Below are 17,162 nucleotides of genomic sequence, written 5' to 3'. Positions count from 1 at the left end.
AACGTGGTCTTAAATGAAATTAAAGTTCATTTTAAGGTTAAATGGTTAATTGAATGTTACTAAATAAATCCAGTCTTAATAGGAAAGAATTATATTGAAGAATGGATAAGGAACTATCCGCCAAATCCAAAGGATGGGCTAAAGGAAAGAGGCATTTTTTTACCTCCCTGGGCTATGGATTTGTAAATAGCTTCCACAATCATCATATCCCGTTTTCCCATATCGCCTGGCGCTTTATTGGGTGTACCATATAAAATGTGTTGGGCAAAATCATCCATCTGTAGTTTTTGCTGACTTTCTTGTTCAAAATTCAGTTCACCATTAGAAGTCCGTCCTGCTAAAGGAATATAGGTGCTCGCAGGGTCCAATTCATACCAACCCCTCTCGCAAGATGCAAACAATCTATTAGCTCGCACGTTGTGTGATGTCATCATATTTCCAACAGCCCCTGAAGCAAACTCGAATTGGGCGGTTATGGTCTCATCTGTATCCTTGAAATAATTGGGCCTCGTACTAAACTCTTGGGCCGATACAGAAATTGGATTTTCCCCTGTACCATAAATAAGACTTTGAATAGCGTAGACCCCCATATTTACCAGAGCACCCCCACCAGAGAGCTCTCTATCCAACCGCCATTGATTAGGACTTCCCATTGAACGATACGCGGCATCTGCGGTAATATAATTGATATTGCCAAACGTTTTTTCCCTAACAAATCGCTTAACTTCATTTGTATAGGGTTCGGAATGTAATCGGTATCCCATTCCCAACCTCACTCCAGCTTCTTTACAAGCGTTGATGATGGCATCGCACTCTTCGACGTTCATGGCCATAGGTTTTTCACAGATAACATGTTTTCCAGCTTTTGCGGCCCGAATTGAAAACTCAGCATGCATACTGTTGGGTAATACAACATATACAATGTCGATATCCTTATTATCCGCTATGGAATCAAAATTCCTATAGTTATAAATGTGTGTTTTTGGTATACCATAATTGTTGGCCCAAGCTCCTTCTTTGGCTGGAGTCCCTGTGACAATTCCAGCTAGATAGCAGTGTTCCGTATCTTGTAGTGCAGGAGCCAATTGATATGTACTATATCCTCCTAAGCCTACAAGGGCTATTCCTAACTTTTTCTTTTGTGTCGGATTGGCTGCTATACAATGTACGGGTAAAGAGGCTGCTATGACGGCGCCTCCCACCCCTTTGGTGAGTTTAGAGTTGAATGTTCTTCTGGAAAGTTTGTTCATGATATTCGTTCTTTGATGCTATTTAAAATTACTGTTTAAACAAAGCAATTAAGATTGATTACCAATTATTTATAAAAATTATAACAAAAAGTGGGAGTCAGTCAAAATGGTTATTTTTAAATTGGACCAATAACTCACCAAATGAAACTAAACTACCTCTTTCTTTTCCTTCTCTTATCGTGTAGCTCTATTTTTTCACAAGACCGAAAGCTACCAGTTGACACCACAGTTACCACCCAGCATAGTGTCACAGTGAATGGCGCATCATTCAATTACACGGCAACCACGGGCACACAACCGGTTTGGGACGAAATGGGAAAACCTATTGCTTCTTTGCACTATACGTATTACACTAGAAATGGAATCAAGAACAGAGCCGAAAGACCGCTGCTTATTTCCTTTAATGGAGGCCCTGGTTCAGGTTCCGTATGGATGCACTTGGCCTATACCGGCCCTAGAATATTGAAAATCGACGATGAGGGCTACCCAGTTCAACCCTATGGTGTAAAACAGAATCCATTTTCTGTTTTGGATGTAACCGATATTGTCTACGTGAATCCTGCCAACACTGGATATTCCCGTACCATTCCAGAAATGGGCGACGAAGTGGATAGGGATAAATTCTTCGGAATCAATGCAGACATTAAGTACTTGGCGGAATGGTTGAACACCTTTGTTACCCGAAACAACCGATGGCGTTCACCCAAATACATTATCGGCGAAAGCTATGGGGGCACCCGTGTGATGGGCCTTTCCCTGGCATTACAAAATCAGCAATGGATGTATTTGAATGGGGTTATCATGGTCTCTCCAGCCGATTACAAAGTTATTCGGGTGGGCGGACCTGTTTCGGATGCCTTGAACCTTCCCTATTTTACTGCCGCTGCCTGGCATCATAAAGCACTCCCTCCTGATTTGCAGAATAAAGATTTGCTGGATATACTTCCAGAGGCGGAGGACTACACCGTAAATACTTTGATTCCTGCAATAGCCAAAGGTGGGTTTATTCAGGGTACGGAAAGGGCCGATGTCGCCAAAAAAATGGCCCACTATACGGGTTTAAACGAAAAAGATATTTTGGACCACAATTTGGTTATTCCTACCCGCTTCTTTTGGAAAAACCTTTTAAAGGACAGGGGGGGATACACTGTTGGAAGATTGGATAGTAGATATCGAGGTATTGATAGGCAATTATTCGGTGCGCAGCCAGACTACAATTCCGAAATCACTTCGTGGCTCCATAGTTTTACCCCAGCTATCAATTATTATTTACAGGAGGAACTGAAATTCAAAACTGATATTAAGTATAATATGTTTGGTCCTGTTCGTCCTTGGAACAACGAAGATGATAACACACGTGACAATTTGAGGCAGGCCATGGCGCAGAATCCGTATTTAAATGTTTTGGTACAATCGGGATACTACGATGGTGCTACTACCTATTTTAATGCCAAATACACCATGTGGCAGGTTGACCCAAGTGGTAGGATGAAAGACCGTTTTGAATTTAAGGGATACCGCTCAGGACATATGATGTATCTGAGGCGCGAAGATTTAAAGAAAGCCAATGATGACATTAGAGCTTTTATACTAAGGACCACTACGAATGGAAAGAGTGCAAAATATTAAAGAATGTATGATGAGAACACTATTTTTTTTAACGCTGTTTTTCGCATTGAATATGGGTTTAGGGATTTCCCAGGAAATTCCGCCTAAGGAATGGCAGATAAAAACAGCTGTAATGGCCGTCCCAGATGATTATAAGGAAGGAGCAAAAGTGTACGGGTTTGACAGCCAGGGAAACTTCACAACGCTTCGAGAGGGCACTAATGAATATATCGCCCTGGCAGATAACCCCATGGACGACAAATTCTCCACCGCTGCCTACCATCAAGATTTGGAACCTTTTATGGCTAGGGGAAGGGAATTGAAGGCAGAAGGAAAAGAATTCAAAGAAATTTTTGATACAAGGGAGAATGAGGTCAAATCGGGAAAACTAAAAATGCCAGACAAAGCAACTTTGTGTGTGTTCACAGGTACGGTAAACGCTGAAACCAAGGAAATTGAAGATGCTTATGTTCGCTATGTGTTCTATATTCCTTATGCGACAGGAAAATCCACGGGATTACCCACCACCCCAACTCCCCCAGGTCACGCTTGGTTAATGGACCCTGGCACCCATAGGGCTCACATTATGATTACACCTCCGAAGAATTAGTTTTTGCTACTTCGGATAGAAATAAATCTTACTTTTTGGTTATTGATGATATTCGTATATCAAAAAGACCATAGCAGGATTTCTAAATGCCACTTAATACCTTAGATTTTTGATATGAAAATCGTATCCCTTATTCTCATGTTTTTCACCTTAACAATGACTGCCCAAGATTGGGCCAATCTAGGAAAATATCAAAAAGAAAATGCGGCTGTTCAGCTTTATGGAAATCAAGAAGGCCGTGTTGTTTTCATGGGTAATTCCATCACCGAAGGCTGGTCAACAACTCTACCGGAATTCTTCAAAGGAAAACCTTTTATCAATCGTGGAATAAGCGGTCAAACCACGCCACAGATGCTGTTGCGATTTCGGCAGGATGTAATCGACTTAAAACCCGAAGTGGTTCATATACTTGCAGGAACTAACGATATAGCTGAAAATACAGGGCCTATAAGCTTAGAACAGATTCGGGACAATGTCCTTTCCATGGTTCAATTGGCAAAAGCGAATGGCATAAAGCCAATTGTTTGTTCGGTTCTACCGGCTTATGATTATCCCTGGAGACCAAATAAAAACCCGAACATTAAAATTCCAAAATTAAATGCCATGCTGGCGGAAATCGCTGCCGAGAATAGTGTGATGTACTTAGACTATTTTTCTGAAATGGCGGACAACCGTAATGGGTTGCCACAAAAGTACACTACTGACGAGGTACATCTAACCAAAGCGGGGTATGAAGTACTGGAAAGGGTATTTCAAAAAGCAATAAATCAGCTGTTGGCTAGGTAATGAAATGGATTTTCTACATCTTTTGTTTCTTTTTTGCTCTTGGCATAACCTATGGGCAACTCCAAAAGACCATTGATAGCTTACAACTTGAACTTCAGAATACTTCAAAGGATTCTGAAAAGTACGTGGACCTGCTAAATGACCTTGGCTATCAATTTTGGGTAAGGGATTCAAAAACTTCGGCAAAGTACGGGGAAGAAGCGTTAAATATGGCCCAAAATCTTAACTACACTCCTGGAATGGCCATGGCGCAAAGAATTCTGGGTGTCTCCTACTGGACATTTGGAGAACCAAAAAGAGCTTTGGAAAGCCTTAAACAATCCCAGGAATTGTATGAGTCTATTTCAGATAATGAAGGGTTTGCCAATTCGCTGATGAACTCAGGAATGGTCTATGCCGATATTGGTGAATATGAAACCGCCTTAAGAATTTATGAGCAATCCATTGAAAAATTCACCCAATTAAACCTTAACCGACGCATTGCAACCACCTTTACTAAAATTGGTTCAGTTCTTATCCAACAGAATAAACTTGGCGAAGCCAAAAAATACTTGACAAATGCATTAAACATGCACTCTCAGGATGGGTATAGCTACGGGGTTTCCGAAGCACATAATCGGTTAGGTATACTTTCTTTACTTCAAAATGAGCTAGAACTAGGAGAATACCATATTCAAAAATCTATGGAAATCGTACTTCAATTAAATGATGAGGATGGGCAAATAAGTAATGGTATTCAATTTGGAAAGCTCTATCGATTACAGAATCAATATGAGCTCTCAAATACACAATTATTGGAGGCACTGCAAAAAGCTACGAAGAAAGGTCTGAAAAAATATAGATTAGGCGCTCTAAAAGAACTAAAATTACTCAAGCGTCAAGAAGGAAAATTAGAAGAGTCCTTAACCTATTACGATAAGTATATTGCCTTAAAGGATTCCATCATAAACACGGAAAAATCAAAGCAGATTGCGGCATTGGAGTTCAAAACAGAGTTGACCGAAAAAGAAGCTGAAATCGCCCTTTTAACGGAAACCAAAAAAAACCGCAATATCATCAATGTCAGCCTTTCTTTAGGTCTAGTTTTCCTATCTGTTATCGCTATTTTGATGCTAAAACATCAGAAGCAACGGGAGAAAAGGGAGGTAGAGCTCTTAAAATCGAACGAGAAGTTGACCCAAGCCGAACTGGAGAATGCGCAGCTGAGACAGGGCGAGCTAGAGCAGAAACTGGAGTTCAAAAACAAGGAACTTACGTCATATACGCTGAACTTTGCCCAAAAGAATGAGCTTTTCAATGAGCTACTGGAAAGAATTACATCCCTTCAATCGGCTACTCCCTCCCAACAATCCAAAATACTCGCTGACCTCCGGAAAAAAATTAGAAGCCATACCAACGTGGACCGGGACTGGGAAGATTTCAAAAGGCATTTTGAGGAAGTTCATACCAGCTTTTACACCTTGTTGAAGGATAAGCATCCTGACCTCAGCTCAAATGATTTGAAAATTTGCTCTTTGGTGCGCTTGAATCTAAGTATCAAAGAGACGGCAAGTATCATGGGTATTTCACCAGAAAGTGCCAAAACTGCCCGCTATAGACTTCGTAAAAAGCTAGATTTACCCTCGGAAACTGAATTATTCGACTACTTACTAGAATTGGAACAGTAATATTTTTAAAATACTTACTAAAATCCATTTACTTTCAAATTTCTGATTTTCAATGGTTTGAATTTTTATGTATACCTATTGTACCCCTATTCTTAACATCATCCGCAAACTGTATACCTAATATCTTTCCTTAGTCCACCTGGGATATCCATGATTCTTTGATGCGGTTCAAACTCCCAGCTAGTTTTGCTAAAATATTAATCATGACGAACAATCTGACAAAACAAATTGAACCCAGCCCTTCAATAAGGGTTAATGCTGCTGAACACACAGCAAGTTTTAAACTGAAGTTGAATAACAAAAATTGGATATGGAAATTCAATCGTTAAACTTACCGACTCCTTTGGAGTTAATTTTAGACCCGGTCTCATATGTAGTTTACGGGATTTATATTGCACTTATCGCTTGGGAGGCCTTCTTCCCAGCAAGAACACTTCCCAAAATCAGATTTTGGAGGTTAAAAGGATTTATTGCTTTTACACTTTTTTTCTTCTTGTCATCCTATCTACCCATGATATGGGACACCTATTTGGTGAAATATCAATTACTTGATTTAACCATGCTTGGGACCGTTTGGGGAGCAATAGTAGGTGTTTTGATTTATGAATTTGGGGTATATGTATGGCATAGAAGCATGCATAAAAGTGACAGACTCTGGAAAGTCTTTCATCAAATGCATCATAGTGCAGAAAGAATGGATAGCTACGGTGCCTTTTACTTTAGTCCGATGGATATGATTGGCTTTACTTTTTTGGGAAGTTTGTGCCTTGTGGTTATCGCCGGTTTTACCGCGGGGGCTACTACATGGATTATTTTAATCACTACTTTTTTGGCCATATTTCAACACAGTAACATCAAAACTCCAGTTTGGATTGGATATTTTATCCAGCGCCCCGAGGCTCATGCTATTCATCACGCCAAAGGGATACACGCCTATAACTATTCTGATATCTCATTTTTTGATATCGTTTTTGGCACCTTCAAGAATCCTAAGGGCTATGACCATGAAGCAGGGTTCTATCATGGCGCATCGGAAAAAGTTGGGGAAATGTTACTGTTCAAAGATATCTCCAAAAGCAAAAGCTAAGTCAGCCATAATGAAAAAGAGGTTTCATTTTTTGAGCATGGCCATATGTCTGCCATTTGTGTTGATGTTTTTACTCTTTGGATGTAGTGGTAAAACTGAAAAAAATAGCAACACTTTTGTCTTGGCAACATATACCTATTCTACAAATTATAGAATAGCCAATTTGAAGCCTCTTTCTCTAGAGCTGGGCAAATTACTGGTAAGGCCTATTGAGATTAAAAGTTATTCCGATGTTCCTTCTTTTATTCAGGGCATTAAGTCCAACGAAGTGGACATGGCACTAATTAATACATTAGGATACTTATCGTTGTCCCTGGATAATCAGCACATGGAACCTGTGGCTACCCTCAAAATACGGGAAGAGGCAGTGGATAACTACAAAACCGTTCTTTTAGGTAATCCATCTAGGGCTAACCATTTGGATGTTATACAAAAGAATCCAGAAAAGTTTCAGATAACCTTTGTTGCTCCTGGGTCCACTTCCGGTAATTTGGTTCCACGGTTGTTTCTTAGTTCTAATGGTATCGATTCTCCAGAGAAACAGTTCCAAAAAACAGACTATGCTGGGACTCATCAAGCCGCAATAGTCAAATTATTAAGCGGTGAAACGGATATATGCGCATTGGGAAGTAATGAATACTTTAAACAACTTAAAAAAGATTCCACCTTGTCCCAATCCAGTTCTTTACTCTGGATGTCGAGCGAAATTCCTTTAGGACCAGTTCTTTTGAATAAAAGGATGGAAAATATTGAAAAGGAAAAGGTAACCCGCTTTTTATCAACCCTGCATGAAACTCACCCAGAAATTTTAGAAGCCCTCAAAGACGGTTGGTCGGAAGCGAAGCAGGCCGAAAAATTCGTGCCCATAACCGATATGTATTATGACGAGTTTAGAAGAATCAATGGCAACAGTTCCAATCTTTATCAAATTCTAGACTTTTTCATGAGCAACCCACTTCGTTAGAGAACATCTATCCTTTACTTTTTGACCAAAAGGGCTCCAAAATCAATCAATATAAAAACAACAGTTTTGCAAATAATTAAATCAAAATTTACTAGAATCGCTTTGTTGTTGATTCTTGTTCATTCTTGCTCAAAGAATGAAAATCCCCAAGTTCCTGAAAATGATATACCCATTGGTGAGGAAGTGTTTCGGGTACCGGTAGTCGTACATATCATTCATTCAGGACACGAAGCAGGAGAAGAAAATAATCTTTCTGATGAAAGGGTGATACGACAGATTGAAATTCTAAATGAAGACTTTCGAAGAAAACCGGGAACCCGTGGTTTCAACTCTCATAAGGATGGGGCAGATTCCAGAATAGAATTTGTACTGGGCAGACAAACACCTGATGGTCATCCATTCAATGGTATAAACCGAGTAGATACCACTGGTATTAAAGTTGATGTTTTGGGATATGGACCCAATCATTTTGCCCAATACGCCTATTGGAATCCAGAAGAGTACATTAATATATGGACTACCCCTGTTCCCCGCTCTACCGAGTGTTTGGCATTGGGCATAGCCACAGGACCGGATATCGATATACCCGGAGTTGAGCACTTGGCCATTCCACAAGCAGGAGATGCCGAAGGCATTCTTATCAGTTGGATGCACTTTGGAGAATCAGAAATTGACTGTCATGCCAAGCTAGGAAGAACCCTAACCCACGAAATGGGGCATTATTTGGGCTTACTTCATACCTGGGGCGGAGCCGATTGTGAGTTTAACGATTATTGTGAGGACACCCCAGCTGTAGATACTCAAGTTTTTGGGCGTACTTCTTTTCCGGGTTGTACTGGTGAAATGGTACAGATTGAGAATTACATGAACTATACTCACGATGATGTTATGAACATGTTCACCAAAGAACAGGCAGAAAGAATGAGATATGTCCTACTTCATCACCCAGGCAGAAACTTGTTACTACGAAGCAAAGCCCTTAAAAATCCATAAGATTTTGTCTGAAAGGTGGATTTCTTACCTTTCCTCTGTGCAAGATGGACTAGTTAGCATTTTAATCCCCTTTAAAAATACAGAACCTTTTCTTGGAGAATGTTTGGATTCCATAATTGCTCAAACATACCAACATTTGGAAGTAATTGCGATTGATGATTCTTCTTCCGACCAAAGTCATGAATTGGTTGCTCAATACAGCGCATCGGACCCTAGGATAAAGGTGTTGGAAAACAATGGTCAAGGGATTATCCCAGCTTTACAAACCGGGTACGCTATTTGCGAAGGACAATTTATTACCCGAATGGATTCTGACGACATCATGCTTCCTGAACGACTTGGTGAAATGATACAATCGCTTCAAAAATTTGGTGAAGACCATTTGGCTGTAGGTCAGGTAAAATACTTTTCCAAAGAAGGCATCGGCGCTGGGTATCAGAAATATGAGACTTGGCTCAATGGGCTGACCAAAACAGGTTCCAACTATTCCGATATCTACAAGGAGTGTGTTATCCCCTCCCCCTGCTGGATGGCCTTTAGAAAGGATTTTGAAAAATGCGGAGGATTTGATTCCAATCGATACCCCGAGGATTATGACCTTGCGTTTCGATTTTATGAAAATAACTTAAAAGTAATCCCCTGCAATGAAGTTCTGCACAAATGGCGGGACCATGACCACCGTGCCTCTCGAACTAGCCAACATTACGCCCAAAACTATTTTTTGGACATAAAAATCCACTACTTTTTAAAATTGGATTTTAAACCTGATAAGCAACTGGTGGTCTGGGGTGCTGGCTACAAGGGAAAGAAAATTGCTAAGAAACTTTTTACCAAAGACATTGATTTTGTTTGGCTTTGCGATAACCCTAAAAAAATCGGCCAAAAAATCTATGGGCAGTCATTGGCTCATTTTTCGAAATTAGCTTCTTTAAAGAATCCACAAGTCATTGTGACTGTGGCCAATACCGATGAGCAAAAAAAGATTGTGTCCTACTTGAATAAACTTGGGCTTATTAAACCAAAAGACTATTTCTTCTTCTGCTAACCAATGCTGATCTCTGATTACTCATTACTAATCACTGATTACTGATTACTGATAATTGATAATTGATAACTGAAATTAGCGAAGTCTTAACAGCCTTTCAGTTTATACCTAAGTATTTTAATCGATATATTTGCTCAACACCATTGGGAATGCAATTAAAACATCCGGAAATTCTTTGGGCCCTACTCTTGCTCATCATTCCTATTCTTATTCATCTTTTTCAGCTTAGACGATTCCAGAAGACCCCTTTTACCAATGTCGCCATGCTACAAAAAGTAGTCATGGAATCCCGTAAGAGCAATACCTTAAAAAAATGGCTATTACTTTTTACAAGATTACTGCTCCTCGCTGCTCTTATTATTGCATTTGCCCAACCTTTTACCGCGAAAAATGATGCATTACAGGAAAAGGAGACGATAATTTATTTGGACAATTCATTTAGTATGCAAGCAGGGAACAATGGGGTGAGCCTGCTGGAAAAGGCAACTCAGGATCTGTTGAAACACATCGACAGGGAACAAACCATTACGCTTTTTACCAACACCAACACATTTAGGGACGTAACTGTAAAGGATGTGCAAAACCAGCTATTGGCAATTCCTTTCACTTTCAAACAAATGAGTCTGGATGACATTTTTCTAAAAGCAAACACCTTATTTTCCTCTGACCAAAACTCAAGAAAGAATCTGATTTTGATATCTGACTTTCAGAAAAACCTAGGTGTTACAAAAAGAGATTCAGTTTCTCTTGTGAATAACTATATAGTGCCCTTAAAGCCAGATAGATTGGTAAATGTTGCCATTGATTCTGTATCCATAGAAGATACCAATGATGAGCAGTTAAGGCTATCCGTGTTTCTTAGTAGTATGGGAGTTTCAGAACCCATTCCCGTTTCGTTATTCAATGGTGAAACACTTATCGCCAAATCTGCCGCTGATTTTGAAGAAAACTCACGAGTAACATTGGATTTTTCTATTCCCAATAATGAACCTATAAATGGATTACTGAACCTTGTGGATGGCGGACTGGTATATGACAACGCCTTTTACTTAAACCTTGACAATAAGGAAAAGACCAAAGTGCTGTCCATTTCAGAAACTATTGTTCCGAACAATTACCTGAGCCGACTTTTTGGGAACGCGGAGTTCGAACTTACCCAATATCCGCTAAACGGTTTGGATTATAGCTTATTAGACACCCAAAATGTAATTGTGCTTGACAATCTGAAATCCATACCCACGGGACTTTCACGGATTTTATCGGTATTCAATGAAAATGGAGGAAGTTTAATAATTATACCTGCTGAAACAAGTAATGTCGATTCCTATAATCAGTTGCTCTCATCGCATTTCAATACTTCTCTAGGGGAAAAGTTAACCGTTCAAAAAAGGATTACCAATATTTCCTATGACCACCCTGTATACCGCAATGTTTTTGAAAGGCAAATAGAGAATTTCCAATACCCCCAGACTAATCAGTACTATCGCATAAGCACCAGAGCACCGAAAATCCTTTCGTTTGAGGGTAACGACCCGTTTTTGGTGGGATTGGATGGTTTCTATCTCTTTACCTCGCCTTTGCAAAGCGAAATCAGCAATTTTAAAAGTTCATCCCTAATTGTCCCAACATTCTATAACATGGCTAAATCTGGACTTCAAGCTCCAGAGTTATTCCTCACTTTGGGTAAAACCAATACCATTGATATTGGTATTGAATTGGGAAGTGAGAATATCGTTCAGGTTAAAAAATTAGAAAATCAGTTCATCCCATTACAGCAGTCCTTTCCGAACAAAGTAAGATTGACCTTCAATGAAAATCCCACCGAGGACGGGATTTATGAAATTCTAACCGATGAAAATCTTATCAAGCATATCAGCTTTAACTACCCTAGAAATGAAAGTCCATTAGAGTATCTGGAGCCTGAGGATTTGATGGGGGCTACGACTAAAGAATCCGTTGGTTCTTTATTTCAACTTTTGGAGAAAGAAAGCAGTATTACCTCATATTGGAAATGGTTTGTTATTTTAGCGCTGCTGTTAGCGTTGGTGGAGGTAATCATCCAAAAATTTGTTACATGAACATCCTATTGAAGTCAGCCAAAATTGTATCTCCTGAAAATTCGGCACTGCACTTAAAAAAAAGGGATATTCTTATAAAAAAAGGAACTATCGAAAAGATAGCAGCCTCCATTACCGAGATTCCATCAAGTATCAAGGTATTTGAAAGCAAAAATTTGCATGTCTCCATTGGATGGTTGGATACCGGTGTGTGTTTTGGAGAACCAGGTCATGAAGAACGTGAAACCATAGAAAATGGATTATTGGTAGCGGCTAAGAGTGGATTCACCAACGTCATTCTAAATCCCAATACTACGCCCATACCGGATACCAGTTCGGATATTGTTTTCCTAAAGGAAAGGGCGAAGGGAAATGGAACACAGTTACATCCGTTGGGCAGCTTGTCCAAACATGCAAAAGGGGTTGATTTGGCTGAGCTTTTTGACATGCGCAAAGCGGGGGCAGTGGGATTCTATGATTTTAAAAGCCAAGTTGCAAATCCCAATCTTTTAAAAATAGCGCTCCTGTATACCCAAAGTTTTAATGGGCTTGTTTTTTCATTTCCAGAAGACAAGCAAATCAAAGGTAAGGGAGTGGTCAATGAAGGGGCTATGTCCACATCACTAGGACTAAAAGGTATTCCTGGGTTGGCGGAAGAGCTTCAAATCTCTCGAGATCTCTTTATTCTAGAATACACTGGAGGAAAGTTGCATATCCCGACCATATCCACAGCCAATTCCGTAAAATTGATTGCTGCCGCCAAAAAGAAAGGATTGGATGTTAGTTGCAGTGTAGCCGTCCATAACCTTCTATTTACTGATGATAACTTGTCTGATTTTGATACTTCCTTTAAGGTGAGCCCACCCTTACGTACAAAAGACGATACTAAGGCTTTACTAAAAGGTTTGAAAGAGGGTATTGTGGATTTTGTGACTTCGGACCATATTCCGTTGGATATTGAGGAAAAACGTGTGGAATTGGACAATGCACTCCCCGGAACCATAGGATTGGAATCATCTTTTGGTAGCCTGCTACAGGTTTTTGACCTCGAGGATACTATAAATCTACTGACCAAAGGTTGGGAACGATTCAATCTTGCAAAACCAGAAATTGAGGTGGGTAAATCTGCTTGTCTTACATTATTCGAACCTACAGAGGAATGGACTTTTGATGAGAAAGCTATTTTCTCAACCTCAAAAAATAGTATGTTTCTTAATACACCTCAAAAAGGAAGGGTGTTAGGAACAATTTCCAATAATATCATAACCCTATAACATTTTGACTGCGGAAAAAGAAGGAAGGACTACGGCTTCAATTGCCTATTTGACCATTGTAGGTAGTTTGATAGCCATGAGCATGAATATGGAACCCAAAAACGCTTTTTCCCGCTTTCATATACGTCAGGCCTTTGGGATTCATGTAATGTATCACGCCTTGGCCATAGTTCTAACGTTCACTGGGATTGTCCAAGCGTCGTTTTGGTTGTTCATACTCTATATAGTCATAGCGTTGTACGGCCTGTTAAGTGCCTTAAACCAACAAAAGAAGTCCCTTCCATGGATTGGACCTTTTTTTCAAAAATGGTTTACCTTTATTCCTTAAATAGTAGCTAATGTCCCCCACCCCGCTTTCCCTGACCTACTTGGTACGGCCTTCCAAGACTCTAAATTCCAATGCCCCTGCTATTTTTATGTTCCACGGGTATGGCAGTAACGAGGAAGACTTATTTTCCTTTGCTCCAGAGCTCCCCGAGCAGTTTATGGTGTTTTCGGTTAGAGCACCCTTCTCATTGGAACCTTTTGGCTATGCTTGGTATGCTATTAATTTTGATGCAGAATACGGGAAATGGAGTGATGATTCCCAAGCCATAGAATCCAGAGACAAGATTTTGACTTTCATTGAAGAAGCTACCGAAACGTATCAGCTGGATAAGACCAACATTACTTTGTTAGGGTTTAGTCAAGGTACCATTTTGAGTTATTCCGTTGCTCTGTCTTATCCCGAAAAAGTCAAAAATGTTATTGCACTTAGTGGCTATATCAATCAAAAGATTCTGCTTGAAGGCTTCGAAAATAAAAGCCTCGAACATCTCAGTTTTTATGCATCCCATGGGCAGGTAGATCAAGTCATTCCTTTGGAATGGGCTCAGAAAACGCCTGACTTTCTGAAAAATCTTGGAATCCCATTTAAATATGAAGAATTTCCAGTGGGCCATGGAGTTTCCCCACAGAACTTCTATTCCTTTAGAAAGTGGCTGGAGGAGCAGGTTTAGTTGCTTCGGGTATATAAAAGATGGTCAACCAAAGTAAAATCCACACTGAGGTCATCCTTTAATTCGTATTTGATAATCAAATCCCCCCAGAACTTCCCATCCGAAAAATCAGCCAGCAGCCATCTATGGTTCAGCACTTTTATCTTGTTGATTTTAAAACTGCCATTCATTCCCGCATAGGGTATTAAGGGATTATCCCCTTTACTTTCGTTGGTCTCCAATAATTTATCAGCGATATATCGCGTAGGATTTTCCAAATTCAAATGCTCATAGTAAGCCAAGGCATCATCATTGTTTTCCAAGGAGAAGTATTGCATATCCAAAATTTTCAATTGCATTTTTTGGATAGAATCCTCTAGCGACTGATTTTCGGTGGAAAGTGTTTGAATATCCGAATTCAGCTCTTTCTGTAGATTATTTGCGCTCACCAGCTGGTAAAGGGCAATTAAAGCAGCAAAAACAAATAGGTATAAAAAAATCTTATTCTTCATGAAATAGGTATGTTCAATGTAAGGTTATCATAAGCCAAAAACACATTTTCCGGCAATTTCTTTTCTACTTCTTCATGAAATCCCAATAAATGGCTTATGTGTGTAAAATAGGTTTGGTCTGCATCTATCATATCGGCGAATTCCAGCGCTTCTTCCAAGTTAAAATGGGAATGATGCGGTTCTTCTCGCAGCGCGTTAATAACCAGCACTTTGGCTCCCAATATTTTTTGTATTTGGTCTTCCTCCATACGCTTTACGTCTGTCAAATACACAAAATCTCCGAGTCGATACCCAAAAACTTGCAATCGATTGTGGAAAGCTTCGATAGGAATAATCTCCATATCCCCTACTTCAAAAGGGGTGTCTTTTAGAACTTCATTGACCTGAACTGCCGGTGCACCAGGATATCTATTCTCATCGGCAAAAATGTAATCAAAACGGCGCTTTAAGGATTCCAAAACCCGTTGATGAGCATAAATAGGAATATCACCTTGTCGGAAAAAGAAGGGACGAATATCGTCTATCCCAGCTGTGTGGTCGGCATGCTCATGGGTGAAAAGTATGCCATCCAAACTGGTTACCGAATTTGTCAACATTTGTTGCCTAAAGTCAGGACCGCAATCAATAACATAATTGCTTTCCTTCCATGAAACCAATACAGAAACGCGTAACCTTTTATCTCGGGGGTCCTTGCTGAGACAGACTGGATGATTACTGCCAATTACAGGAATTCCCTGGGAAGTACCTGTGCCCAAAAAAGTGATGGTCATCATATCATCCATGAAAACCAAAATTATAACTTATTTATGTAATTAGATGAAATGAAGAATGTAACTTTGTTAGAGCTAAACCATTCAGACATGTCTACCGTTGCCAGCGAACAAAGCGCTTTTGAGAACATTCTCTCTATAAAGGCAAAAACTCTTCGAATCAATCTTAACAGAAATATTTACGGCACCTTTGCCGAAATTGGTGCTGGACAAGAAACTGCCAGACAGTTTTTTAGGGCAGGAGGTGCTTCAGGAACCATAGCAAAAGCGATGAGTGCTTATGACAAGGCGTTCAGTGATGCTATATATGGCATTGAGGATGATGGCCGCTATGTTACCCAAGCTAGGTTGAAACGTATGCTGGTTCATGAGATGAATTTGGTGGAAGAGCGAATTAGCAGGGAAAACAATCCAGATTATTTGTTTTTTACCTACGCCAATACGGTAGCAACGATTGATTTTTCCAAGCGATACAAAGGTCACGGATGGGTAGGTATCCGTTTTCAACTAGATCCCAAGCAAAAAGAATATGACGAGATTATCCTGCACGTTCGATTCAAGCAAAATGAAGCAAGGTTGCAGCAGGAAACATTGGGAACCCTAGGTGTAAACCTGATTCATGGTGCCTTTTTCAAGCATAGTGAACCCAGAGTTCTGCTGAAAGAACTATATGATCATATTGACAAGGATATTCTGGAAATCGATATGATCAACTTTATAGGGCCTAGTTTCAAGGATGTGGACAACCGATTGATGAGTCTTCAGCTTATCCGAAATGATATGACGGATGCGGTTATGTTTGGTCCCGATGGGAATAACCTTTTACCAGCAGCCGTATTGTACAAAAAGAATATTTTGGCCTTGAGGGGTAGCTTCCGACCGGTGACCAAAGTGAACATGGATATGTTCCAAAAATCCTATGATATTTTTATACGGGAACAAACGGTAGAGTATGAAAATACCATAGTAGTCTTTGAAATTACCCTTTCCAATCTAAAAGCTTCTGGTGAGATTGATGAGCAGGACTTTATGGACCGAGCCGAATTATTGAGTTCGCTGGGCCATACTGTTCTAATCTCAAAATTCCAGGAATACTATAAATTGGTGGAATACTTCAATAATTACACCAAGGCAAGGCTTGGTTTGACCATGGGTATCAACAATTTGATAGATGTTTTTGATGAAAAATACTATCGTCACTTAAGTGGTGGCATTTTAGAAGCCTTTGGAAAATTATTCTTTAAAGACTTAAAAGTATACCTATATCCAATGAAGGATCCTGACACAGGTCAGATTATGACCAGTAATAACGTGAAGGTGCATCCAAGAATGAAAGAGCTATACAAATTCTTTAAGTATAATGGCAAGGTTATGGACATCATTGATTATGATCCTGACATTATGCATATTTTCTCCAGGGAAGTATTGAAACGGATTACCAACGGCGAAGATGGATGGGAAGAAATGCTGCCTGAGGGTATTGCAGAGATGATTAAAAAGAAACAACTCTTCCAAAGGAAAGAGCTTGCCGAGAAAGAAAAGGCTTAAAGCTTAGAACGGCT

General features: G+C 39.8%; 16 protein-coding genes. 13 read left to right on the top strand and 3 right to left on the bottom strand.

Going from position 1 to position 17,162, the window contains the following annotated elements; genetic code table 11:
* Positions 1-113: 113 nt before the first annotated feature.
* The gene (locus ACSLUF_RS07880) at positions 114-1,250 is read right to left on the bottom strand and encodes a Gfo/Idh/MocA family protein (protein ID WP_435625562.1); all 1,137 of its coding nucleotides are present in this window, start codon (positions 1,248-1,250) and stop codon (positions 114-116) included.
* 141 nt (positions 1,251-1,391) lie between these two features.
* On the opposite strand from ACSLUF_RS07880, the gene ACSLUF_RS07875 reads away from it, so the two are divergent.
* From ACSLUF_RS07875 to ACSLUF_RS07820, 12 genes are all read left to right on the top strand, one after another.
* Positions 1,392-2,879: a S10 family peptidase gene (locus ACSLUF_RS07875; RefSeq protein ID WP_435625561.1), complete on the top strand. Its 1,488-nt coding sequence runs from the start codon at positions 1,392-1,394 to the stop codon at positions 2,877-2,879.
* 7 nt (positions 2,880-2,886) lie between these two features.
* Positions 2,887-3,468, top strand: coding sequence for a hypothetical protein (locus tag ACSLUF_RS07870; RefSeq protein ID WP_435625560.1), 582 nt, complete (start codon positions 2,887-2,889; stop codon positions 3,466-3,468).
* A gap of 114 nt (positions 3,469-3,582) precedes the next feature.
* The gene (locus tag ACSLUF_RS07865; protein WP_435625559.1) at positions 3,583-4,254 is read left to right on the top strand and encodes an SGNH/GDSL hydrolase family protein; all 672 of its coding nucleotides are present in this window, start codon (positions 3,583-3,585) and stop codon (positions 4,252-4,254) included.
* Complete coding sequence (locus ACSLUF_RS07860; protein ID WP_435625558.1) at positions 4,254-5,921, top strand: tetratricopeptide repeat protein; 1,668 nt, start codon at positions 4,254-4,256, stop codon at positions 5,919-5,921. Before ACSLUF_RS07865 ends, ACSLUF_RS07860 begins: the two co-directional genes overlap by 1 nt.
* Before the next feature lie 310 nt (positions 5,922-6,231).
* Positions 6,232-7,008, top strand: coding sequence for a sterol desaturase family protein (locus ACSLUF_RS07855; protein WP_435625557.1), 777 nt, complete (start codon positions 6,232-6,234; stop codon positions 7,006-7,008).
* Between the two features lie 10 nt (positions 7,009-7,018).
* Positions 7,019-7,972 (top strand): phosphate/phosphite/phosphonate ABC transporter substrate-binding protein, encoded by a 954-nt coding sequence (locus ACSLUF_RS07850; RefSeq protein ID WP_435625556.1) that lies wholly within the window; start codon positions 7,019-7,021, stop codon positions 7,970-7,972.
* 66 nt (positions 7,973-8,038) lie between these two features.
* A complete protein-coding gene (locus ACSLUF_RS07845) occupies positions 8,039-8,965 on the top strand; it encodes a M43 family zinc metalloprotease (RefSeq protein WP_435625555.1) in 927 nt (308 codons plus the stop codon).
* The gene (locus tag ACSLUF_RS07840; RefSeq protein ID WP_435625554.1) at positions 8,901-10,010 is read left to right on the top strand and encodes a glycosyltransferase family 2 protein; all 1,110 of its coding nucleotides are present in this window, start codon (positions 8,901-8,903) and stop codon (positions 10,008-10,010) included. The genes ACSLUF_RS07845 and ACSLUF_RS07840 overlap by 65 nt, the downstream gene beginning before the upstream one ends.
* 149 nt (positions 10,011-10,159) lie before the next feature.
* Positions 10,160-12,088: a BatA domain-containing protein gene (locus ACSLUF_RS07835; RefSeq protein WP_435625553.1), complete on the top strand. Its 1,929-nt coding sequence runs from the start codon at positions 10,160-10,162 to the stop codon at positions 12,086-12,088.
* Positions 12,085-13,341 carry a dihydroorotase gene (locus ACSLUF_RS07830; protein WP_435625552.1) on the top strand — a complete coding sequence of 419 codons (1,257 nt, stop codon included), beginning with the start codon at positions 12,085-12,087 and terminating at the stop codon, positions 13,339-13,341. The genes ACSLUF_RS07835 and ACSLUF_RS07830 overlap by 4 nt, the downstream gene beginning before the upstream one ends.
* Positions 13,342-13,345: 4 nt before the next feature.
* Positions 13,346-13,669, top strand: a complete 324-nt coding sequence (locus tag ACSLUF_RS07825; RefSeq protein WP_435625551.1) for a hypothetical protein — start codon at positions 13,346-13,348, stop codon at positions 13,667-13,669.
* 10 nt (positions 13,670-13,679) lie between these two features.
* On the top strand, positions 13,680-14,339 hold the full coding sequence (locus ACSLUF_RS07820) for an alpha/beta hydrolase (protein ID WP_435625550.1): 660 nt from the start codon (positions 13,680-13,682) through the stop codon (positions 14,337-14,339).
* Here ACSLUF_RS07820 and ACSLUF_RS07815 read toward each other — a convergent pair.
* Both ACSLUF_RS07815 and ACSLUF_RS07810 read right to left on the bottom strand, forming a co-directional pair.
* A complete protein-coding gene (locus ACSLUF_RS07815) occupies positions 14,336-14,830 on the bottom strand; it encodes a hydrolase (protein WP_435625549.1) in 495 nt (164 codons plus the stop codon). The genes ACSLUF_RS07820 and ACSLUF_RS07815 overlap by 4 nt on opposite strands.
* Positions 14,827-15,600 carry an MBL fold metallo-hydrolase gene (locus ACSLUF_RS07810; RefSeq protein ID WP_435625826.1) on the bottom strand — a complete coding sequence of 258 codons (774 nt, stop codon included), beginning with the start codon at positions 15,598-15,600 and terminating at the stop codon, positions 14,827-14,829. The genes ACSLUF_RS07815 and ACSLUF_RS07810 overlap by 4 nt, the downstream gene beginning before the upstream one ends.
* A gap of 90 nt (positions 15,601-15,690) precedes the next feature.
* On the opposite strand from ACSLUF_RS07810, the gene ACSLUF_RS07805 reads away from it, so the two are divergent.
* Positions 15,691-17,148, top strand: a complete 1,458-nt coding sequence (locus ACSLUF_RS07805; RefSeq protein ID WP_435625825.1) for a TonB-dependent receptor — start codon at positions 15,691-15,693, stop codon at positions 17,146-17,148.
* Positions 17,149-17,162: the final 14 nt, after the last annotated feature.

Source organism: Flagellimonas sp., from assembly GCF_965601775.1.
In the GTDB taxonomy this organism is placed as follows: Bacteria; Bacteroidota; Bacteroidia; order Flavobacteriales; family Flavobacteriaceae; genus Flagellimonas.
The sequence above is the reverse complement of the archived record's forward strand: the minus strand, read 5'-3'. Positions and strand labels throughout refer to the sequence as shown.